Origin of the sequence: Nocardia sp. NPDC005745 (assembly GCF_040630775.1) — a bacterium.
Classification (GTDB): Bacteria; Actinomycetota; Actinomycetes; order Mycobacteriales; family Mycobacteriaceae; genus Nocardia.
The window spans coordinates 14,943-36,401 of the sequence record NZ_JBEXYF010000004.1; the positions used below are offsets into that span (position 1 = coordinate 14,943).

General features: G+C 66.9%; 20 protein-coding genes. 15 read left to right on the plus strand and 5 right to left on the minus strand.

Going from position 1 to position 21,459, the window contains the following annotated elements:
- Nucleotides 1-40 precede the first annotated feature (40 nt).
- The 3 genes from ABZ420_RS05830 to ABZ420_RS05840 all read left to right on the plus strand — a co-directional run bounded on the left by ABZ420_RS05830 (nt 41) and on the right by ABZ420_RS05840 (nt 1,759).
- Nucleotides 41-580: a helix-turn-helix domain-containing protein gene (locus ABZ420_RS05830; protein WP_357117468.1), complete on the plus strand. Its 540-nt coding sequence runs from the start codon at nt 41-43 to the stop codon at nt 578-580.
- Between the two features lie 115 nt (nt 581-695).
- Nucleotides 696-1,352: an SRPBCC family protein gene (locus tag ABZ420_RS05835; RefSeq protein ID WP_357117470.1), complete on the plus strand. Its 657-nt coding sequence runs from the start codon at nt 696-698 to the stop codon at nt 1,350-1,352.
- Nucleotides 1,352-1,759, plus strand: coding sequence for a metalloregulator ArsR/SmtB family transcription factor (locus ABZ420_RS05840; RefSeq protein WP_357117472.1), 408 nt, complete (start codon nt 1,352-1,354; stop codon nt 1,757-1,759). Before ABZ420_RS05835 ends, ABZ420_RS05840 begins: the two co-directional genes overlap by 1 nt.
- A 33-nt stretch (nt 1,760-1,792) precedes the next feature.
- Here ABZ420_RS05840 and ABZ420_RS05845 read toward each other — a convergent pair whose 3' ends face one another.
- Nucleotides 1,793-3,052 (minus strand): KasA/KasB family beta-ketoacyl-ACP synthase, encoded by a 1,260-nt coding sequence (locus ABZ420_RS05845; protein ID WP_062973381.1) that lies wholly within the window; start codon nt 3,050-3,052, stop codon nt 1,793-1,795.
- Between the two features lie 106 nt (nt 3,053-3,158).
- Here ABZ420_RS05845 and ABZ420_RS05850 point away from each other — a divergent pair, with 106 nt between their 5' ends.
- Nucleotides 3,159-4,127 (plus strand): helix-turn-helix domain-containing protein, encoded by a 969-nt coding sequence (locus ABZ420_RS05850; protein WP_357117474.1) that lies wholly within the window; start codon nt 3,159-3,161, stop codon nt 4,125-4,127.
- On the opposite strand, the gene ABZ420_RS05855 is transcribed toward ABZ420_RS05850, so the two are convergent.
- Together ABZ420_RS05855 and ABZ420_RS05860 are read right to left on the minus strand one after the other, a co-directional pair.
- Nucleotides 4,124-4,747 (minus strand): HAD-IB family hydrolase, encoded by a 624-nt coding sequence (locus ABZ420_RS05855; RefSeq protein ID WP_357117476.1) that lies wholly within the window; start codon nt 4,745-4,747, stop codon nt 4,124-4,126. The genes ABZ420_RS05850 and ABZ420_RS05855 overlap by 4 nt on opposite strands.
- 89 nt (nt 4,748-4,836) lie before the next feature.
- Entirely contained in the window at nt 4,837-6,132 is a 1,296-nt protein-coding gene (locus ABZ420_RS05860) for a cation:proton antiporter (RefSeq protein WP_357117478.1), read from the minus strand.
- Nucleotides 6,133-6,411: 279 nt separating this feature from the next.
- Here ABZ420_RS05860 and ABZ420_RS05865 point away from each other — a divergent pair, with 279 nt between their 5' ends.
- The 10 genes from ABZ420_RS05865 to ABZ420_RS05910 all read left to right on the plus strand — a co-directional run bounded on the left by ABZ420_RS05865 (nt 6,412) and on the right by ABZ420_RS05910 (nt 17,295).
- Nucleotides 6,412-7,218 carry an SDR family oxidoreductase gene (locus ABZ420_RS05865; protein WP_357117480.1) on the plus strand — a complete coding sequence of 269 codons (807 nt, stop codon included), beginning with the start codon at nt 6,412-6,414 and terminating at the stop codon, nt 7,216-7,218.
- Nucleotides 7,219-7,228: 10 nt separating this feature from the next.
- The gene (locus ABZ420_RS05870) at nt 7,229-8,407 is read left to right on the plus strand and encodes an acyl-CoA dehydrogenase family protein (protein WP_357117482.1); all 1,179 of its coding nucleotides are present in this window, start codon (nt 7,229-7,231) and stop codon (nt 8,405-8,407) included.
- Between the two features lie 5 nt (nt 8,408-8,412).
- Entirely contained in the window at nt 8,413-9,558 is a 1,146-nt protein-coding gene (locus ABZ420_RS05875) for an acyltransferase (RefSeq protein ID WP_357117484.1), read from the plus strand.
- A 500-nt stretch (nt 9,559-10,058) separates the two neighbouring features.
- Nucleotides 10,059-10,994, plus strand: a complete 936-nt coding sequence (locus ABZ420_RS05880) for an isocyanide synthase family protein (RefSeq protein ID WP_357117486.1) — start codon at nt 10,059-10,061, stop codon at nt 10,992-10,994.
- Entirely contained in the window at nt 10,991-11,794 is an 804-nt protein-coding gene (locus ABZ420_RS05885) for a TauD/TfdA family dioxygenase (RefSeq protein WP_357117488.1), read from the plus strand. Before ABZ420_RS05880 ends, ABZ420_RS05885 begins: the two co-directional genes overlap by 4 nt.
- Before the next feature lie 27 nt (nt 11,795-11,821).
- Nucleotides 11,822-13,618 carry an NAD(P)/FAD-dependent oxidoreductase gene (locus tag ABZ420_RS05890; protein WP_357117490.1) on the plus strand — a complete coding sequence of 599 codons (1,797 nt, stop codon included), beginning with the start codon at nt 11,822-11,824 and terminating at the stop codon, nt 13,616-13,618.
- A 9-nt stretch (nt 13,619-13,627) separates the two neighbouring features.
- The gene (locus tag ABZ420_RS05895) at nt 13,628-14,569 is read left to right on the plus strand and encodes a helix-turn-helix domain-containing protein (protein WP_357117492.1); all 942 of its coding nucleotides are present in this window, start codon (nt 13,628-13,630) and stop codon (nt 14,567-14,569) included.
- 190 nt (nt 14,570-14,759) lie between these two features.
- Entirely contained in the window at nt 14,760-16,439 is a 1,680-nt protein-coding gene (locus ABZ420_RS05900; protein WP_357117494.1) for a S8 family serine peptidase, read from the plus strand.
- Between the two features lie 4 nt (nt 16,440-16,443).
- Nucleotides 16,444-16,854: an NYN domain-containing protein gene (locus ABZ420_RS05905; protein WP_357117496.1), complete on the plus strand. Its 411-nt coding sequence runs from the start codon at nt 16,444-16,446 to the stop codon at nt 16,852-16,854.
- 90 nt (nt 16,855-16,944) lie between these two features.
- Entirely contained in the window at nt 16,945-17,295 is a 351-nt protein-coding gene (locus tag ABZ420_RS05910) for a hypothetical protein (RefSeq protein WP_040866199.1), read from the plus strand.
- 70 nt (nt 17,296-17,365) lie between these two features.
- On the opposite strand, the gene ABZ420_RS05915 is transcribed toward ABZ420_RS05910, so the two are convergent.
- Entirely contained in the window at nt 17,366-19,012 is a 1,647-nt protein-coding gene (locus ABZ420_RS05915; RefSeq protein WP_357117498.1) for an MDR family MFS transporter, read from the minus strand.
- Nucleotides 19,005-19,502, minus strand: coding sequence for a MarR family transcriptional regulator (locus ABZ420_RS05920; protein ID WP_357117500.1), 498 nt, complete (start codon nt 19,500-19,502; stop codon nt 19,005-19,007). The genes ABZ420_RS05915 and ABZ420_RS05920 overlap by 8 nt, the downstream gene beginning before the upstream one ends.
- A gap of 260 nt (nt 19,503-19,762) precedes the next feature.
- On the opposite strand from ABZ420_RS05920, the gene ABZ420_RS05925 reads away from it, so the two are divergent.
- The gene (locus tag ABZ420_RS05925) at nt 19,763-21,430 is read left to right on the plus strand and encodes a fatty acyl-AMP ligase (protein WP_357117502.1); all 1,668 of its coding nucleotides are present in this window, start codon (nt 19,763-19,765) and stop codon (nt 21,428-21,430) included.
- Nucleotides 21,431-21,459: the final 29 nt, after the last annotated feature.

Consider the following 21,459-nt stretch of genomic DNA (forward strand, 5'->3'; position numbering starts at 1 on the left):
GCCGACTCGAGCGCAGAGCCAAGCGCGGACGCGCACTGTATTGATCACGACCGCCAAACGGCTTTTCCTGGAGGACGGCTATCAGGCGACAACTCTGGACAAGGTCGCGAAAGCCGCGGGTTTCACCAAAGGGGCGGTGTATTCGAACTTCCGCACCAAAGACGACTTGTGTCTGGCCGTGCTCGATGAAATCCACGCCGAACGGGCGGCGGAGGTCGCCGAGATCATCGCCGCGCCCACGGCTGCCGCGCGCCTGAAGCGGATGACGGAGTGGGCCGAGCGGGTGGTCGGCGATCCCGACTGGACGCAACTCGAACTCGAGTTCAGCGTTCACGCGCGACGCGACGAGCACCTCCGCGCCGAATTGGCGAGCAGGCTCGCCGACATCGCGGGCATGGTCGGCGCGGCCTTGCGGGCGACGGAGGATCTCGACACCCCGATGCCGCGGGCCGAAGCCGCTGTCGCGGTGCTGGCGCTCGGCGTGGGGCTGGGTTTGTTCCGCTCGATCGATCCCGGCATCCCCGTCGCGGGGATGATCTCCGCACTGCGTGCCATCGCGGGATTGTCCCCGAACGGCTGACAAGGCGGCGGTCGGCCGCCACCCGTCTGAGCGGGGAGTGGGTGGAAACGCGGGAGTGGTGTCGCGGTTCACCTGAGGGTGCTAATATAAGTCAAAACTTATTCAAGGAGGTTTCATGCCACTGTTGACCGATCCCGCAGCCATCGCCGGGCTCGTTACCCGCGAAGTCCGCACCGGATCCCGCGACGGCGCGCCGACGAGGATCGCCGTCGCGCGCCGCCGCTACCCGACGGATCAGGCGGATCTGTGGGACGCGCTCACCGATATCGAGCGGATTCCGCGCTGGTTCCTGCCCGTCAGCGGTGACCTGCGCGTCGGTGGGCGCTACCAACTGGAGGGCAATGCCAGCGGTGTCGTCGAAGAGTGCGATGCGCCGGAACGGTTCGCCGTGACCTGGGAGATGGGGCCGCAGATCTCCTGGCTGACGGTCCGTCTCACCCCCGCCGGGGACGGCACCGAACTGGAGTTGGCGCACGAGGCGCCGGTCGATCCGGGGTTCTGGACGCAATTCGGCCCGGGGGCGGTGGGCGTCGGCTGGGATCTCGCCCTGATGGGCCTGGGGCTGCACTTGGCGAGCGGAGATCCGGTCGACCCCGCCGAGGGCATGGCATTCCCGACGACGCCCGAGGGCGTGACGTTCGTGCGGACGGCGGCGCTCGGCTGGGCGGAGGCTGCGGTCGGCGACGGTGACGACCCCGCCGCCGCGAACGCGGCGGCGCTGCGGACCGTCGACTTCTACACCATCGACCCCGCACACGGCTCCGAGGCCTGATGGACCGTTCTCCGGCGAAGATCTTCGAGGCGCTCGGCGACCCGGTCCGCCGGTTCATCCTCGAAACGGTGGCGGCCGACGAACAGCCTGCGGGCGCGCTGGTCGCCGCCGTGCGGCAGCACACGCCGATCTCTCAGCCCGGCGTCTCCCAGCACCTCAAGGTGCTTCGCGACGCCGGGCTGGTGCGGGTCCGCGCCGAAGGCACGCGACGGCTGTACGCCCTCGATTCGGAGGGTATCGATGCCGCCAGGGCTTGGCTCACCGGACTGGTCGACCCGCTGCACCAGTTCGCTCAACCGCTGGACGCGCTCGCGACGGAGATCGCCCGCGGGAAACGCGCTCGCCGCGGTGCCGGGAACGGCCGGCCCGGCGAAGAGGATTCCGGTAGTCGCGCCCGCCATGCGTGACCCGCACGGATGGCAGGCCACGCATGGCCGCGGTCAGCAGCGGCCGAAGACGACGGCCGCGTTGTGGCCGCCGAAACCGTAGGAGTTGTTCAGCGCGTATTCGATGTTCTGGGTGCGCGCGCTGCCGTGCACGATGTCGAGATCGATCTCGGGGTCCTGATTGTCGAGGTTCAGCGTGGGCGGCACCACCCCGTCCCGGACGCTGAGCACGGTCAGGGCGGCTTCCACCGCGCCCACCGCGCCGACCGAGTGTCCCAACGCGGATTTCGGCGCGTAGACCGAGGCGTGGTCGCCTACCGCCGCTCGGATCCCCCTCGCTTCCGCCAGGTCCCCGAACGGAGTGGCCGTGGCGTGCGCGTTGACGTGGTCGATATCGGTGGCGCTCACGCCGGCCGTTTCGATCGCGCGGCGCATCGCTCGAATGTTCCCCGCGCCGTCCGGGTGAGGCAACACCATGTGGTAGCCGTCGGCGGTCAGGCCCGCGCCCATCAGGCGAGCCAGGGGCTTCGCCCCGCGCGCCCTCGCGTGGTCCTCCGACTCCAGCACGAACAACGCGGCGGCTTCGCCGAACACGAAACCGTCGCGATCCCGGTCGAACGGGCGCGACGCGGCTTCGGGTTCGTCGATCCGTGTGCTCAACGCCCGCATCATCGAGAATCCGGCCACCGCCAGCGGATTGATGCGGCCCTCCACGCCGCCCGCGACGACGATGTCGGCCTCGCCGAGGATGATCGAACGCCACGCGTGCACCAGCGCCTCGCATCCCGAAGCGCAGGCCGAGACGGGCGTGATCACGCTGGCTCGCGCGCCGAGTTCCAACCCGACCACCGCGGCGGCGCCGTTCGGCATGGCCATGGGCACCGCGAAGGGAGACACCTTGCGGTAGCCCGCCTCGCGCATCAGGTCGTTGGACTCGATGATCGTGTCGGCGCCGCCGAGACCGGTGCCGATGCAGACGCCGAGACGATCCAGATCGACTTCCGGCCTGCCCGCGGTGTCCCAGATCCGATTGCCCATGACATAGGCGATCTGCTGGACGTAGGACATGCGGCGCTTCTGGACGCGGCTGAGTTCGTCGGTCGGATCCAGTTTGAACTGGCCGCCGATGTCGACGGGAACCTGGAAGCGCTCGAAGTCGGGGTCTTGCACCTTCGCGATCCCGGTTTCCCCGGCGAGCAGTCCTTTCCAGGTCGCATCGGTGTCGGCGCCGACAGCGGTCGACATCTCGATAGCAGTCACGACCACACTCCGGAACCCTCCGTTGGTGGTGGAGAAGTCCGTGATATCGGACATCAAACCCCTTCTTTCGGCTTGTCGGCTCGGACGCTCAAGCGAGGCTATGTGCGCGCCGGAAGGCTGGGGTAGTAGCCCGAGTGCCGATCACCGCTACGATCGGGCCATGGAAGCGGATGGGGGAGCGCGTCGAGTCACCGTCGTCATACCCGACGAAGTGGTTGTTCTGGATGCCGCGATTCCGATCGACGTGTTCGGCTCCGACCCCAACTACCGGCTCGAGGTGTGCGCGGTCTCGCCGATGGCGACGACCTCGGTGCCGGGGTTGTCCTGCGTGGCGACGGCGGGGCTGGAGGCTCTGCGGCACGCGGGCACGGTGGTGGTGCCCGGTTACGCGTCGTACGGGGAGCCGCCGCCGGAACCGGTGCTGCGAGCGCTGCGCGACGCCCACGCACGAGGCGCGCGAATGCTGTCGATCTGTACCGGTGCTTTCGCTCTGGCCGCCGCGGGACTGCTGGACGGCCGTCCCGCTACGACGCATTGGCGGGCCGCACCGCTGTTGCAGAGCAGGTATCCGAACGTCGAGGTTCATGCCGATCGCCTGTTCGTGGACGACGGTGACGTGCTGACCTCCGCGGGCGTGACCAGCGGGATCGACCTCTGCCTGCACGTGGTGCGCAAGGACATCGGCGCCGCGGCCGCCAACGAACGCGCCCGCGACCTGGTGGCGCCCCCGGTGCGCGAGGGCGGTCAAGCCCAGTACACCCGGCAGTTCCTGGAGCAGACGTCCACCGGCCTGCTCTCCGACACACGGGCGTGGATTCTCGCCAACCTCGACCACCGGCATTCGCTCGACGATCTCGCCAAGCGATCGAATCTTTCGCGCCGCAGCTTCATCCGGCGATTCCGGGAGGAGACCGGTACCTCCACGCACGTCTGGATCACCAGCGCGCGCCTGAACCAGGCGCGGGAACTGCTCGAGACGACCGAACTCCCCGTCGACCAGATCGGCTATCGCGTCGGCCTCGGAAATCCGGCCAACACCCGCGCGGTGTTCAAGCGTCACCTCGGGGTCAGTCCGGCGCAGTACCGGCGCACGTTCACGATCGGAAACCGGCGGGTGCCGGGGACCTAGCCGGGCAGCCGCTCCGCGCGATAACCGTGCAGTCGCGGATCGGAGTCGCCGACGACGACCGGATGACCGACCAGCTCGAACATCGCGGTGTCGGAGTGGTGATCGCCGAACGCCGTGCAGGACGACAGGTCGATGGCCGCCCGCTCGGCGTAGCGCAGCAGTGCCGCGGACTTGTCGGCACCGACCATCGTCGCCAGGACCTCGCCGGTGTACTTACCGGCCGCCGTCTCCATCGTCGTGCACAGCACCGAGGTGGCGCCGACGGCTTCGGCGATCGGGCGCAGCGCCGGGTTGAACGAGCCCGATACCAGGATGATGCGAGTCCCGGTGCGGGACAGTTCGTCCAGCCTGCGCCGGACCGCGAGATTGAAGAACGCCGGGTCCGCGACGCAGCTCGCGAACCAGTCGTCGCCGGCGCGTCGCACGTCGGCGAGGTCGCGGCCGGCCCATTGCCGGTAGAACCACCGATGGGATTCGGCACGGCTCATCCCCGCCGCCCGCAGCGCCCGGAACTCCTCGACCACGCCATCGGCCTGCGCGCCGCGCCCACGGCGCCGCGCGTCGAACACGAACAAGGACAGGAAAGTGACGCAACGGACCAATGTTTCGTCGACATCCACGAAAGCCGCCGGGACAGTGCGTTCCTCGCCGCCACGTGGCCTCGCCGGCCGATCCGTGTGGGTGCGGCCCGTGGTTTCTCCCCGTTGCCTCATGGGGCCGTGGCCTCGGCCTCGACGGCGGAATCGCTGCGCCGCTGTTGTTTCCTCGTCCCCGGCGGCCGGTCATCGCGAGGGGCGGTGATACCGCAGAGTTTCAGCAACGGCGCTGTCATCGCGGTGGTGATCAATGCCATCATGACCAGCAACGAGTAGAGCCGCTCGTCGATGACGCCGATCGTCAGCCCGATGTTGAGGATCACCAGTTCCGTCAGGCCTCTGGTGTTCATCAGCGCCGCGAGGGCCGCCGCTTCCGCCCTGTCGCTGCGGCCGAGCCGGGCGGCCAGATAGGTGCCGCCGAGTTTGCCCACGAGGGCGGCGAACATGATCGCGGCGAATTCGGCGATACCAGCGCGATCGATGGCGCCGAGATCGACCTGCAGGCCGGCCACCACGAAGAAGGCGGGCAGGAAGATGCTGCTCAGCAGTTGCGCGCCGCTGTCGACGGCCGCGCGCAGCCGCCGGGGGAACACGACACCGAACAGGAACGCGCCGAAGATCAGATGCAGTCCGAGCCATTCGGTGGCGGCTCCCAGCAACAGTGCGCCCGCGACGCCGAGGAAGACCATGTTGCTCGTGTTCTTCTCGGAACCGGCGCCCGCGAGCCGGTCGAGAGCCGGACGCACCGCCCACCACAACACCACGACCAGCGGGACGAACAGCAGCAGCCGCCAGTGGTGATCGAGACCGGGCCGGGCGATGCCGATGACCACCGCCAGGACGCACCAGGCGAGAACGTCGTCCAGCGCGGCGCAGGTCATCGCCGACTGGCCCAGGCGGGTGCCGAGCAGCTTGCGGTCGTGCAGGATCCGGGCCAGCACCGGAAAGGCCGTGACCGCCAAGGCGCAACCGATGAACAGCGCGAAGTTCAGCCGGTTGCCGCCGTCGTGCCGGGCCAGCGCCCACAGCGCGACGACGGAACCGAGCGCGAAGGGTACGAGGTAGGCCGAGAGCGCGATCCCCGCGACCGAACGCCGCCGTCCGGCGACCGATCGCAGATCCATCTCGAGACCCGCCGAGAACATGAAGATCATCACGCCGACGTTCGCGAATGCCGTGAGATACGAACGAGTGTCGTGCGGAAAGACCGTCTCGGACAAGTGTGCCCCGAGAACCGTCGGCCCCGCGAGTATGCCCGCCACGATCTCGCCGATCACCGCGGGCTGCCCCACCTTCTCGGCCAGCCAGCCCAGCAGGCGTGCCGCGCCCACGATCAATACGAGATCCAGTAACAAGAAGATCATTTGGTCGCTCGGCAACGCCTCGACTCCGTTCGACATTGAGGACATCGCGGGACCGGATTCGATGTTCGCACGGGACATCGCCGTCACGCATCGACCGCAGCGCGGAACCCCCGAAACATGGACTGCCTGCACTGAGACGATATCGCATCCGCCCGGCGGCCGAGCGTGCGGAGTGATCTACGCCACAACCGTCATGGCGCCGGGCCCACTGGCGCAAAGTTGTGCATCTCTGTCGCGAATGGTACTGGCTGGTCGCTCTTTCCGTTCGGAATACTTCGAGCCGTGGCGTGCGCCGGTCGAGGGCGCAGCCGAGGGGAGTCGACGTTGTTCGAAGATAAGACGGTACTCGTAACCGGTGCGGCAACCATCATCGGCGCTGAAGTCGCTCGGGTCTTCGCCGAATATTCCGCGAATGTCGTACTGGGTGACATCGATACGGACGGGGGGAAGGGGGCGGCCGCCGAGATCGGCGACCGAGCTGTCTTCGTGCCCGTCGACCTGCGCAGCGATTCGTCGGTCGAGTCCTTCGTCGCGGAAGCGGTCGACCGGCACGGACGGATCGACGCGCTGATCAACATCGCCTGCGTCTACGGTGACGATGGGCCGGGCGGGGATGCGCGGGCAGCGTGGCTCGAGGTGCTGAACACGAATGTGGTCGGTACGGCGATGCTGTGTGAAGCGGCGCGACCCGCATTGCGGGACACGTCGGGGTCCATCGTGAATTTCACCTCTCCCAGTGGACGTATCGCTCAAGCCGGGCGACTTCGATACCCCGTCAGCAAGGCCGGGTTGTTGCAGCTGACCCGCAGTCTCGCCCTGGAGTACGCGGGCGACGGAATCCGGGTGAACAGCGTTTCGCCGGGCTGGACCTGGTCCCGGGTGATGGACGAGATCACCGAGGGAGACCGGGCCCGCACCGACGCGGTCGCATCCCGGTTCCACATGCTCGGCAGGGCGGGTGACGCGCGCGAAATCGGCGAGGTGGCAGCGTTTCTCGCATCGTCCAAGGCGAGCTTCGTCACCGGCGCCGAGTGGACCGTGGACGGCGGCTACTCGGCGCTGGGGCCCGAGCAGACCACTTCGGCGATCGAACTCCTCCTGCGCGAGTCGCAGGCAAATTCTCCGGCTTAGGAATCAGGACATGACTGCAGCAACAATTTCGGCCACCTCCCTGCTGTCGGCGGTACGTTCGCTGGCGCCCGACCTCGCGGCACGTCGCAGTGAGATCGATGCCGAGCGCAAGCTTCCGATGGACATCGTCGAGCGGCTTCGTGAGATCGGCGTCTACCGAATGTGTTTCAGCGCGGAGATCGGCGGCCCTGGTCTGACCTCGCTCGAGCAGTTCGAGGTCGTCGAGGCGCTGTCCTACGGGGATACGGCCACCGGCTGGTGTGCCATGATCGGCGCGGCGACCGGGATCTACGCCGGCTATCTCGACGAGCGGGCCATCGCGGAGCTGATGCCGACGCAGGATCTGATCACGGCGGGACTGATCTTCCCGGCCGGTCGCGCCGAGCGGGTGGCCGACGGCTACCGGTTGACGGGCCGGTGGAAGTTCGGCAGCGCGATCACGCACGCGGACCTGGTTATGGGCGGCGCTTTCGTGACCTCGGGCGGCCGGATGGAGGAGACCGCGGAAGGCGGCCCGCTGGTGCGGCTGTTCTACATGCGCCGCGATCAGGTCGCGGTCTTCGACACCTGGGACACCACGGGTCTGCGTGGCAGCGGGAGCAATGATTACGCGGTCGAGGATCTCTTCGTGCCCGAGCATCATTCCTTCGCGTTCGGCGAAAGGAAGAGCTGTAGCGGAAAGCTGTCCGAACCGGAGGCTCTGGCCCGGATCATGCCGGGTGTACCGCTGGGAACGGCTCGTGCGGCCCTGGACTACGTCCGTGGCATCGCGGACGGGAAGACGGTGACCGCCACCGGTCAGAAGTGGGCCGACAACTACCGTGCCCAGTACCTGCTCGGTGAGTGCGAGATGGAGTACATCGTCGCCCGCGGCGCGGTGGTCAACACGCTGACGGAACTGTGGGACGCGCTGGACGGCAAACGTTTCGCGGAGCTGCCCGCCGACCTCAGGATCGCGAGCGCGTTGGCGAGGACCAACGCGTTCCGCGCGGCGCAGCGCATCGTCACCCGTCTGTGCGAACTCGTCGGCACCGAGTCGATCTACCGGCCGAATCCGCTCGACATCTGGTTGCGTGACACGAACACGATGGCACGGCACATCATCGCGCACGACCAGGTGATCCAGTCCACGGGCGCCTTCGTGCTCGGCGGCAGACCGGAATTCCCCTTCGTTGTCGGACTGGGCTGATCGCGATGGATCTCGACAAGCGCAAACGGCTACCGTCGCTGACCGGACTGCGGTTCTTCGCGGCATTCTCGGTCTTCGTCTTCCATGTGATGCTGCCCAACTCGCCGATACCTCCGTACAAGCCGGTGAACCTCTTCTCCGATCCGGATATCGCGTACGACGCGGCGTGGGTGGTCGGCAAAGCCGGATTCCTCGGGGTGTCGTTCTTCTTCATCCTGAGCGGCTTCGTGCTGACCTGGTCGTGGAAACCGGGAGCGAGCAAGCTTCAGTTCATCCGGCGGCGAGTGGTCAAGATTTTTCCCAACCATCTGACGCTCTGGGTGGCATCGATGGTGTTGTTCGCGGCGGCGATAACACCGTGGAAGGCGTGGCTGCCGAATCTTTTTCTGCTGCACGCCTGGTTTCCGCAGAATTATATCAATGCGGGCGTCAACACACCGTCGTGGACATTGTCCTGTGAGCTTCTCTTCTACGTACTCTTTCCATTTCTGATTCCGGCGGTCCTGCGCATCGACGCGAAATATCTGTGGTACGGCGCCGCGGCCATGGTGGCCGGCATGGGCGTGATCGTCCTGCTGACCGCGTTCGTCATACCGAGTTCCGAAAAATCGGAACTCACGCCCATACCGGTGCTGCAACTGTGGTTCGGATATCTCTTCCCGCCCACGCGTCTCTTCGAATTCTTCCTCGGCGTGTTCATCGCCCGGATAGTGGCGGAGGGGCGCTGGCCGCGCATTCCGCTCTGGACGGCGGTGGCGGCGGTCGGGGCGGGATACGTGGTGGCGATGTACACGCCGTTCTACGTCGGTTTCGTCCTGGCGACCGCGGTTCCGCTCGCGCTGCTGATCGGGGCCGCGGCCCAGTCCGACATCGAGGGCGCGTCGAAGTTCCTGTCGAGCAGGCTCGCGATCCGGCTCGGCGAGATCTCGTTCGCCTTCTACATCTGTCAAGGCGTGACGGTGTTCTACGTCCGTCGATTGATGAACGCCGCTACGTTCGGTGCTCCGGTCGCGGTGCTGCTGATCGTCCTGTTGTTCTGCCTGAATCTCTTCGCCGCATGGTTGTTGTTCACTTTCGTGGAATCTCCGGCGATGCGCCGCTTTGCTCGGCCGAAACGATCGACGGTGGTCGGAGAAAGGGTGGCCGGCTAGGCGATCCAGCTGCACGACCGACAAATTCCGAAATGCCTGTTCGGAGGCTCGTGGCGTCGCCACGGGCCTCCGGATTCTTTTTTGTCGCGGTGTGCCGGAATGTGGTTGCCCGGCAGTCTGTTCGGAGGTATCCTGGGAGTGTTATAAACCACAGAATCGGTTGTGAACGTGGGGGGTGTTCGATCGAATGGACTACGTGATTCAGATCTGGCTGTGAGCATCGGGGCTCGCCGATACCGGATATCGTATGGAATCCGACGCCTGAATCCGTGTCCTACTACGACGTTCTGATCGCAGGCAACCATCGACGGCTCGATCCGCGCTGATAGCGGAACTTTTGCCGTGCGGTCCGGTTGCGTGCGCTCGTTTGGTGTGCCCGGAAGGTAGTGATGAGTACGACTGTCGACAATGGCTCCGAGCATGTTCAGGAGCTCGGACAACCACAGCTGAAGCCGAATCCCGCCGATGATGTCGGATCGGTTGCCACTCAGATACTTCGCATGGTCTTCGCGCGCCGGCGCAGTGCCGAACCGAAGTCGCTGTGCGACTCGGCCCCGTGCGCGGACTGCTTCGCACCGCACCTGAGCAAGGTGAGCCGGTACATCGAAGCCGGTGTGCCGGTCCATTTCATCATCCCCGCGTTCCCGGCGAAGTCGCGCAACCGCCGCAAGACGCTGGGGCGCCTGCCCGATATGGCGGAGACGCTGGCGATCGAGTCCCTGCAAGGATTCTGCGACCAGATCTCGGCCGTCTACCGGCCGGGCGCCATCGTCACGATCTGTTCCGACGGGCATGTCTTCAGTGACACGTTGGGCATCCCGGACCTGCACGTCGACCATTACGGTGACGAGCTGCGCCGCATCATCCGGTCGACCGGCGGCGGTTCCATCGGGCTGTACGGGCTGCGCGACGCCATGCCGGAAATGACCTGGGACGAACGCAGGCTGCGCCTGCTGAAGGAGTACTCCGACGGCATCGACGTGCTGCGCGAGGCGGTCCGGACCGAGGCGGCGGCCCGGCGGATGTTCAACGGAATCCATCGGTTCATGGTCGAGGACAATTCCGTGCTGCTGCCCGGGCTGTCGGCCACACAGCGGCGGAACCGATCGAAGGAGACGGCTTACGAAGTGGTGCAGCGCAGTCAGGCGTGGAGCCGTCTGATGGCGGAGATCTTCCCGGACGCGGTGCGGCTGTCGATCCATCCGCAGACGAATCACTCCGAGAAGATCGGATTCCATCTCTTGCGGACCCAGGACAGCTGGCTGACTCCGTGGCATGGCGTGGTGCTCGACGACGGAACGAATTACACGCTGGTCAAGCGGATGCATGCCGAGGAACTGGGCGCTCGCCTGGTGTGGCGCAACAGTCGCCCCAGTCATTTCGTCCTCGGGCGAACAGCAGAGACCGAATCACGGCAAGACCTAGGAAACTCATGACGAAAAGCTTGAACGAGGTACTGCTCGAAGGCGAGCCGCTGCGGCCGTTCGGCCGTCTGGTGGCCTCCGATGTACCGGGGCGGACGCTCGCCGACGTGCCGATCGAGGAACTGCTCGCGTTGACGCTCGGCGCGAAAGTGTCGGTACTGCGCGGGTTCGGCCTCCTCGGCAAGGCGGAACTCGAAAACTATTGCCGCGCGGCCGGAGAGATCCTGCAATGGAACTTCGGGTCGATCCTCGATCTGGTGGTTCGCGACACCGCCGAGAACTACCTCTTCGACAAAGGCGATGTTCCGTTCCACTGGGATGGCGCGTTCGCCGAGCACGTGCCGCGGTTCTTCCTGTTCCAATGCGTGCAGGGCGAGGGCGCGGGTGGCGAGACCGTGTTCTGTGACAGCGTCCAGGTCTATCGGGACGCGCCGGAAGACCTGAAAGAGCTGTGGGCCCGCACCACGATCACCTACCGGACCGACAAACTCGCGCACTACGGCGGCCTGGCCGAATGGCCACTGCTGGGCACTCATCCGGCCACGGGCGAGACGACGATCAGATATGCCGAGCCCTTGGATCCCGCGCGTTACGCCAATCCGCTGTTCTTGACGGTCGACGGCATATCGGCCGAGGACGGCGTCCGAGTGCTGGAGGACCTGCGCGAGCGGCTGCACGACGCGCGCTACTGCTACGCCCACGAGTGGCGGACCGGCGACATCGTCGTGGCCGAGAACCACGCTCTGCTGCACGGCCGGAATGCGTTCACCGAATCGGTTTCCCGGCACCTCCAGCGCATTCAGATCATCTGAGCAATGGGCCATCAGAGAGGAATATCAATGGCTGCACCGATCTCTCGACCAGCAACCGAGTACGACGTCGTCATCATGGGCGGTGGTCCCGCGGGCTCCACGCTCGCCGCGATGCTCTGCCGCGAAACCGATCTGCGCGTGGCGATCTTCGATCGCGAGGTGTTCCCGCGTGAGCACATCGGCGAATCGGGTGCGCATCCCCTCGTCCCCGTCCTGCAAGCGAGCGGGGCGCTGGAGAAGGTGCTCGCGAGCGAGTGCTGGATCCAGAAGTACGGCGGCATCTACCAGTGGGACACCGACCGGCCGTTCGTCGGCTTCTTCGAGCACGCGGACTACCTGGCCGACGGCGTGTACCGCTGGTCCGTCCACGTCAATCGCGCGGAATTCGACACCGTGCTGCTCGAGCACGCCGAGTCCTGCGGCGCCCATGTCTTCCAGGGCGTGCGGGTGACGCGCTTCCTCCTCGACGGGGGTGCGGCCACGGTGGTCCTGGAAGACGGAACCGAAGTCAAGGCAGGCTATTTCGTCGATGCGTCCGGGCGGGCGAATCAAGTGGCCGCCCGCGGGTCGCAGCGCGACAAGCAATGGCTCTCGGACTACCGCAACGTGGCCGTCTGGTCGCATTACCGCAACTGCGTGCCCGCGCAACGCGCTGCCGGTGACTGGAATGTCTTCCGGGCCGAGAACTTGTCGCCGATCTACGCGGTGGCCTTCGAGCACGGATGGGTGTGGTACATCCCGACGCCTCGGCTGGTCGACGGCACTCGGGAAACCGTGTGGTCGATCGGCATCGTGACCAACCCGGAGTCGATCGCGCGCGTGGATCTGCGAGATCCGGACATCTTCCTGAAGACGATCAAGTCGATCCCGGTGCTGCAGGACCTGGTGGCGAACGCGGAACCGATTCGTCGGGAAATGCTCACCGCCACCAACTATTCCCGGGTCAGCGATTGTTTCGGTTCGTACGCGGATCGCTGGATGGCGGTCGGGGACGCGTCGTACTTCGTCGATCCGCTGTTCTCCTCCGGGATGTCCTTCGCCGTCACGCAGGCGTGGGCGGCCGCATTGGTGCTGCGCAAGACCTTCGACAAGGACTTGGACGAGCAATCGAAGGAAGACCTCTGGCGTGACTACGACGTCGAGTGGCGCGGGATGGCGGAGACATGGGCGCTGAGCATCGACCAGTGGTATCACGAGATCTCGCGCTCGCATCCGGACAGCCCGTACTGGAGCGCGGAAGGCCGGCGGGTGGAGGTCGACAACGCCACCGAGGGCACCTTCCAGGCGCTGCTGAACACCGCCCTGGTGCCCGACCTGCTGAACATCATGACGAAGGGCACCCGCGACCCGCGTGACCTGGCCACCGAGGGGCCCTATCTGCGGGCCTACACCGCCGCCGACGCGGTCGAGCTGGCACCGGAGGACATCGTGACGCTGTCCCCGGACGCACGCATCCGCACCGGTGTGGCGGCCGATATCCCAGGCTTCAAAGGGATGTCGCCGCCGTTCGAGATTCCGCAGGCAGCTCGCGAAGGACTGGCCGCGTACTGGCGAGACCCCATCGCCAACAGCGAGGCGGCGCCGTCGCCGCTCGCCGATACCGTGGACTGCCACCGGATCTACTCCGCGTCCGATCCGGGCAACGAGGTGCGGTGCCTGGATCGAGACGGGGGCAAGGAGCTGTGGGAAACGCTGAACCGCGGTCCGGCACGGTGGTCGGAGCTGGCGCCACGGTTGACGGTGCTGCAGGGACGCGCCTTGAAGCGCTTGCTCCGCGCCGGGTTGGTGGTGGCCGGGCCGGAAGCGCTACAGCAGGCCGACTAGGTCGAAGGCATGAGATCACTGGCTGTTCTGGCCGTAGACGACGTGATTCCGTTCGATCTCTCGGTGCCGCTGGAAATCTTCGGGCGGGCCCAGCAGGAGGACGGAACTGCTGCGTACGAGGTCCATGTCTGCGGGGTGAACTCCGACGTCCCGTCGAAGTTCTTCGAAATCTCGTGTCTCGGTGACATCGAATATCTCGAGGAGGAGGCCGGAACCATCATCGTTCCGGGAGCGATGAGCTACCGGTCCTGGCCTTCGGAGCGGTTGCGAAAGGCATTGGTGCGGGCGCACGAGCGGGGCGCGCGGGTGGCATCGATCTGTCTCGGCGCGTTCACCCTCGCCTCGGTCGGGTTGCTCGACGGAAGGCGGGCGACGACGCATTGGATGGCCGCCACCGAATTGTCGAGGAGCTACCCGCGGGTGCGCGTGGATCCCACGGTGCTGTATGTCGACAACGGGAGCATCCTGACTTCGGCGGGGGCCGCGGCAGGGCTGGATCTGTGCCTCCATATGGTCCGGATGGATTACGGGACCGCCGTGGCGGCCGATACCGCCCGGCTCTCGGTGATGCCACTGACCCGCGACGGGGGACAGGCGCAGTTCATCGCGGAACGTCCGCGCTCGGAGGCGGACAGCATGTCGCTCAATCCCACCTTGGAATGGGCGGAAACGATGCTCGGAAAGAAGATCACCGTGCTGGACCTCGCGGAGCGAGCCGGCGTCAGCAAGCGCACGCTGATCCGGCGCTTCCACGAGCAGGTCCGGATGACGCCGAACGAGTGGCTCCAGACCGTTCGGGTGCGCAAGGCCCAGGTGCTGCTCGAGACGACCATCCTCACGATGGAGTGCATCACCGACCAAACGGGATTCGCCTCGGTGGCCGCGTTCCGGAAGGTCTTCCGCAAGACCGTGGGGATCACGCCGCAGGCGTACCGGCGGGCCTTCCGCTGATCACCTCGCGGGCCGCTCTCTCGCCGTGGATTCGCGAATCCGAATCCACGGCGAGACCCCTGGTCGCCGGTCATCCCGTTGAGGTGGCTCGCAACCCCGGTCGTACACTCGCCGGGTCGGCGGCTCATATTTCCTCGTTGCCGGAATGTAGTTCATAGTTGGTGCTCGGGTCCCCACGGCTAAGGAGATCATGGTGCCAACCGCCAATTTCGGTACGAAGGACGATCCTGGTTTCGAGCTGGAGCAGAGTCCCGATCTGATCGTGGTGCGCACGCACAGCGGTCGTGGGATCCGGCGGCAATCGGGGTCGGTGCGCACACCGCTGAGCGGTGAACTCGACGACGCGACACTGGTGCAGGCCTACCCGGAGGCAGGAGTCGAGGTCTATCGCCTGCCCGCGGGGTCGAGATCGGTGGAGGAACGCACGCCTGCGCTGGAGGCCGCGCCGGAGGTGCGGTTCGCCGGACATGTGCTGGTGGACCCGGTGACCGGGGAGCCGGTGCTCTATACCGAGAACATCTTCGTGAAGTTCGTCGACCACGTCGACCGCGAACATTGCCTCGCCGTCCTGGCCGCGGCGAATCTTACTGTGAAGCAGGTGGTTTCGTACGCCACCAACGCCTACTTCACGGCGGCGCCGGAGGGCACCGGCCAGCGGGTCTTCGACATCGCCACCGCCCTGCTGAATCGCGACGACGTCGAGTACTGCCATCCGGAGCTGATCCGGCACCGGGCCAGGAAGACGATCTTCCCGCAGCAGTGGCATCTGAAGAAGACCACCATCGGCGGTGTCACGATCGACGCGCACGCGGCGGTGGAAGCCGCGCATGCCCTCACCCGCGGGGCGGGGGTGACGATCGCCGTGATCGATGACGGTGTCGACATCGACCATCCCGAGTTCGCCGGCGCCGCGAAGATCGTCGCGCCACGGGATGTCACGGCGAAGACCGATGATCCGCGCCCGAAAGACTCCTTCGGCACCGGCCCCGACAACGGTGACAACCATGGCACCGCGTGTGCGGGCGTGGCGTGCGCCAACGGCACGGCCGGAGCCTCCGGAGTGGCGCCGGAGGCCGCGCTGATGCCGATCCGGCTCGCCTCGGGCCTCGGATCGCAGGCGGAGGCCGAAGCGTTCGGGTGGGCCGCCGATCACGGGGCCGACGTCATCTCGTGCAGCTGGGGCCCGGCCGACGGCAGGTGGTTCCAGCCGAACGATCCGGCGCACAACCGGGTGGTTGCGCTGCCGGCGAGTACCAGGCTGGCGATCGAATACGCCGTCACCAGCGGACGCGGCGGCAAGGGCTGTGTAGTGCTGTTCGCGGCGGGCAACGGCAACGAATCCGTCGACAACGACGGCTACGCCGGTTTCGCGAAGGTGATCGCGGTCGCGGCATGCAACGACACCGGCAAACGCAGTGTCTACAGCGATTTCGGCAAAGCGGTGTGGTGCGCGTTCCCCAGCAGCGACTTCGGGCACCGACCCTTCGGGCATCCCGACCCACTCACGCCCGGGATCTGGACGGTGGATCGGCACGGGGCGAACGGCTACAACCCCGGCACGGTGGCGGCCGGCGACGCGGCGGGTGACTACACCAACGACTTCGGCGGAACCTCCAGCGCGTGCCCGGGCGCCGCGGGAACAGTGGCATTGATGTTGTCGGTGAATCCGGACCTGACTTCGGACGAGGTGAAGAACCTGCTGAAAGACGCCTGCGACAAGATCGATCCGCAGGGCGGCGGGTACGGGGCGGACGGGCACAGCGACAAGTACGGATACGGCAGGCTGAACGCGCTCGCCGCCGTGCGGGCGGCTCGGCCCGCCGAGACCGAGTCCGCTGCCGGTGCGGTGGCCACCGTCGCGGGAGACTGAGGCGGTGGCGGCCGACGGTGTTCAGCTGATCGTGGTGGACGCCGCGAACGTCGTCGGTGCACGGCCCGACGGGTGGTGGCGCGATCGGGCAGGCGCAGCCCGGCGATTGCTCGAGCGGATGACCGGATCGTGGGCGCAGCCGACCGAGCCCGCCGAGGTGATCGTGGTGCTCGAGGGAGCGGCGAAGGGCGCGGTCGACGCGGCGGCGGAGCCGGGATTCGGCGGCGTGCGCGTGGTGCGTGCGGAGGGCTCGGGCGACGACGCGATCGTCGGCGTGGTCGCAGCGGCTCGGGCGGAAGATAGCAGCCGTTCGATCACGGTGGTGACGGCCGACCGCGGACTGCGTGCCCGCGTGGCCGCCGCGGGGGCGGAGACGGTGGGGCCGAACTGGCTGCTGGACCGCCTGGGGCCGTGATGCGGTCGGCGCGCGGAAGTCGGTCTCGCATTGATACACCTCCGGCGTTTCACCCATCCGTCCAGTCCGTTTTGCGGCACTCTGAGCGGTATGACCGCCTCCGACGTCGTGGGGATGCCGTTGCTCTACCTGGTCGAGATCTCCGAGCCAGGTTACTTCAATCGGCCGTGGTGGAAGATCGCGAGCACCGGCGCGCCGGGGCAGGTTCGTGCCGCGCTCAGCGAACTGGCCGTCCGGGTCGAGCGCGACATCCAGCGCGCCGGAGGCGGGGGCCGGTGCTGGTACCGCTACGACGTGCGGTGGCCCGACGGCGCCGTGCTCGAGTGTTTCCAGGGGGCGATCCGATCGGTGTTGATTCCCGGCGAGTTGCGCTGCCTGGCCGTGGCCTTGACCTCGGCGACGACCGTGGATCTGCGCTCTGCCGAGCGTCCGCCGTACTGATCACGCCGTCGCACCCCGGCAGACGAGCAGAGCCCCGATGGCTTCGGGGCTCTGCGGGTGAATCGGTGGCTCAGTCGAGCAGAGCCGGTTGTCTGGCGCCGTCCTGCTTCGCGGGACCCTCGGACTCGGGCCGGGGCGCCGGGTGCGCGTCGGCTTGCATCGGGTCGAGTGCGGGATCGATGTCGATCGTGCGGCGCAGCGGGCGGTTGGGCAGCAGCGCCGCCGCGATGAGCGCGACGACCGTGGCGCCCGCGGCGATGAGGAAGATCCGCCCGGTCGCGTCGCCGTAGGCGGCGCGGACGATGGTCGCGATGGGCGCGGGCAGGGCGCCGAAATCCAGATTGCTGCCACCGGAGGACTTGGGCTGGATGCCGAGCCGGGCGAAGCCCTCCGCGGACAGCTCGCCGACCCGGGTGGCCAGGACCGAACCGAGCACCGAGACCCCGATGGCGCCACCGAAGGTGCGGAAGAAGGCGACACTGCTCGACGCTGCGCCGATGTTGTGCACGCTCACCGTGTTCTGCACTGCCAGGACCAGGTTCTGCATCATCATGCCGACGCCGAACCCGACGACGGTGATGTACCCGCCGACCAGCCACAGGTTCGTCGCGTGGTCGATCGTCGACAGCAGCGCGAATCCGACCACCAGTAGTGCGGCGCCCGCGACCACGAAACCCTTCCACTTGCCGCGCCGGGTGATCAACTGGCCGGAGCCGACGGAGGCGATCAGCATGCCCGCGACGAGCGGGATGGTCAGCACGCCCGCCACGGTGGGGGAGTAGCCGCGCGCGGTCTGGAAGTACTGGCCCAGGAAGGTGGTCGCGCCGAACATGCCGACGCCGACGGCGATGGAGGCGATGATCGCCAGGCCCGTGGTGCGTTCGGTGACGATCGGCAGCGGGATGATCGGCGACTTGGCGCGGGACTCGACCCACACGGTCGCGAGCAGCAGCAACACGCCGGAAGCGACATAGATCGCCGATTCCCGCGAGATCCAGTCGTAGTACCCGGCCTTTCCGGCGAACGACACCCAGATGAGCAGCACCGAGACACCGCCGGTCAGCAATGCGGCGCCGAGCCAGTCGATCGACACCCCCTCTTTGCGCTCGGTGGGCAGTCGCAGGGTCCGCTGCAAGAGCGCCAGCGCGATCACGGCCAGCGGCACGCACACGAAGAAGCACCAGCGCCAGCCCAGCGGGCTGTCGACGATGACACCGCCGAGGACGGGGCCGCCGGACATCGAGACCGCCATCACGGCGCCCATGTAACCGGAGTAGCGCCCGCGTTCGCGCGGCGCGACGATGGAGCCGATGATCGCGACGACGAGCGCGGTCAGTCCGCCCATGCCGATGCCCTGGACGACGCGCGCGACCAGCAGCACGGGGACGTTGCCGGCGAATCCGGCGATCACGGAGCCGACGACGAAGATGACGATGGCCGATTGGACCAGCGCCTTCTTGTTGAACAGGTCGGCGAACTTGCCCCAGATAGGCGTGGAGGCCGCGTTCGCCAGCAGCGCCGAGGTGATGACCCAGGCGTAGGCGGTCTGCGATCCCTGTAGGTCGCCGATGATGGTGGGCAGCGCCGTGGCGACGATCGTCGTGCTGAGCAGGGCGGTGAACAGCGCCGCGAGCAGCCCGGTCATCGCTTCCAGCACTTCGCGGTGGGTCATCGCGTACGGGTCGCGTCGTGTCACCGACTCGACTGAACTAGACATCTACTTCCTGACTCTCTTTCGAAACCGGCTGATGCGCGTGCACCGCACTGCTTTGTGCGTGCGCGGTCAGTGCGTTGCGGAGCTTCTGGACGGCGACGCACGCGCCCTCGGCGTCGTCTTCGCTCCAGTCCGCGAGGACGTTCTGCAAGCCCCGCGCCCGCGAAGCGCGGACGCGGTACAACAGATCCCGGCCCTCGTCCGTCACCCGGATGAGGGTGGCCCGCCCATCGGTGGGATCGGCGTGCCTGCTGATGTAGCCCGTGCCGACGAGTTCGGTGACGTGCCTGCTCAGGGCGCTCGGGCTGATGCACAAATCCACGGCGAGGTCCACCTGCCTGCACGGGCCTTTGGACTCGAGGATGCCGAGTACCCCGATGCCGCCCGGAAGCAAGTGCCCTTCCTCCGGTTGTGCGAGCACGGTACGGATCGCCCGGCCCATCAGATAGAGCTCTTTGATCAGGCTCTGAGCCGTATCGGGTGAGACTGCCATGTCCGCTCCAGACGAGATAAGTTGCTTGCGCTATGCAACTATATAGTAATTGCTTGCGCTAAGCAAATAGTCTCCGTCGGTCTGCTCCCGCCGAGCCGGGCTGGTGAAATGCGGAACGACGGCCGACCACCGACCCCAGGGTGGGTCCGGGCCCACCCCGGGGTTTGCTGGACGGTCCCTGAGGTCTCTTTTCCTGCGGTTGCGGACGCCGGAGAGTAGTAGCCGACGCCCGATACCGATCCCTATCGAGGAACTACGAGATGCAGCCGACTTTCGTTCACCACGTAAGGCAGCAAATTTTCGAATACGGGGAGACCCGGTCCTATACCTATCTGCGTGAGGCCGGACGAGGGCTCAGCGAGGAAGTCGTCACCTACCGCGAACTCGACCGCGACGCCAGGGCTGTCGCGGCCTGGCTGGCGGCGCGTCCGGAATCGACCGAGCCGGTCGTGCTGCTCTATCAGGACGGGCTGGCGTTCCTGCGGGCGTTCCTCGGTTGCCTGTACGCCGGGGTCGTGGCCGTTCCCGCGCCTGTGCCGCATGATGCGGGCAGCGCCCGGCGCGTGGCGAATGTGATCGCGGATTCCGGCGCCCGATTGGTGCTCACAACAGCGCATTTCCAGCCGCTTGTAGCGGCGGCTACGCCCGTGGCCGTGGTCACCACCGACGGTCACCTCGGTGACCCCGACGCGTGGCAGATGCCCGACATCGACTCGGGGACGATCGCGTTCCTGCAGTACACGTCGGGATCGACCGGCACCCCGAAAGGGGTCGTCGTGACGCACGGCAATCTCCTGCACAACGAGGCCGCCATCGCCGAGGGCGGAATGACTGATGCCGGTACCGGCGTCAGTTGGATCCCGCACTTCCACGACATGGGCCTGATCGGCATGCTGCTCGGGGCGGTATACGCCGGTGCGAACCTGGTGCTCATGGCACCGACGACGTTTCTCAAGCGTCCGGTGCGCTGGCTGCGGGCCATCGACGAGTACCGCGCGACATTCACCGGCGCGCCGAATTTCGCCTACGATCTCATCGCGCGCCGGGTGACCGACGAGCAGTTGGCCGATCTCGATCTCAGCACGCTCGAGATCGCGCTGAGCGGCGCGGAGCCGGTCCGCGAGCAGACCATGACGGCGGTGCTGGAACGTTTCGCACTCGCGGGTTGGCGGCCGACGACGTTTCGGCCCGCCTACGGCCTGGCCGAGGTGACACTGCTCGCCAGTGCGGCATCGACGCCCTCGGTACCCGTCTATCTCGACGTGGGTCGCGATGCTCGGCTCGTCGGCTGCGGACCCGCGGCCCGTGGGCTCGACATTCGCATCGTCTGCCCGCACACGCTGCAACAACTGGCGGACAACACCGTCGGGGAGATCTGGATTCGTGGCGAAAGCGTCGCCGCCGGCTATTGGAATCGTCCCGACGAGACCCGCGAAACCTTCGGTGCACACCTCGGCACCGTGGGGCCGTTCCTGCGTACCGGTGATCTCGGACTGCTTCGTGACAACGAGCTGTTCGTCGCGGGTCGCCTCAAGGATCTGTTGATCATCAACGGCCGCAACGTCTATCCCCAGGACGTCGAGGAGTTGGTGCGCCGGCTGCATCCGGCGTTCGCCGACAGTGCCGGCGTAGCCGTGTCCGTCGACGCGGGCGGCCGGGAACGACTCGTGGTGCTGCAAGGGGTCAAGACGGCGCTGCAAGGCGACACCACGCTCGCCGAACTCACCTCGGCGATCAAGGTCGCGGTGTCCCGCGGGTTCGACGTGCCCGCGCCGAACGTCGTTCTCATTCCACCCAGGTCGGTGCACCGCACCACCAGCGGCAAGGTCCAACGCAGCTCGATGCGGGAGGCGTTTGTCCAGGATCGCGTCGTGGGTGTCCTGCACGAGGATCTCGAACCGGCGCTGCGCCGGTCCGTGACCGCCTGATCGATCGAAACCCGCCGAGGAGCCGAAAC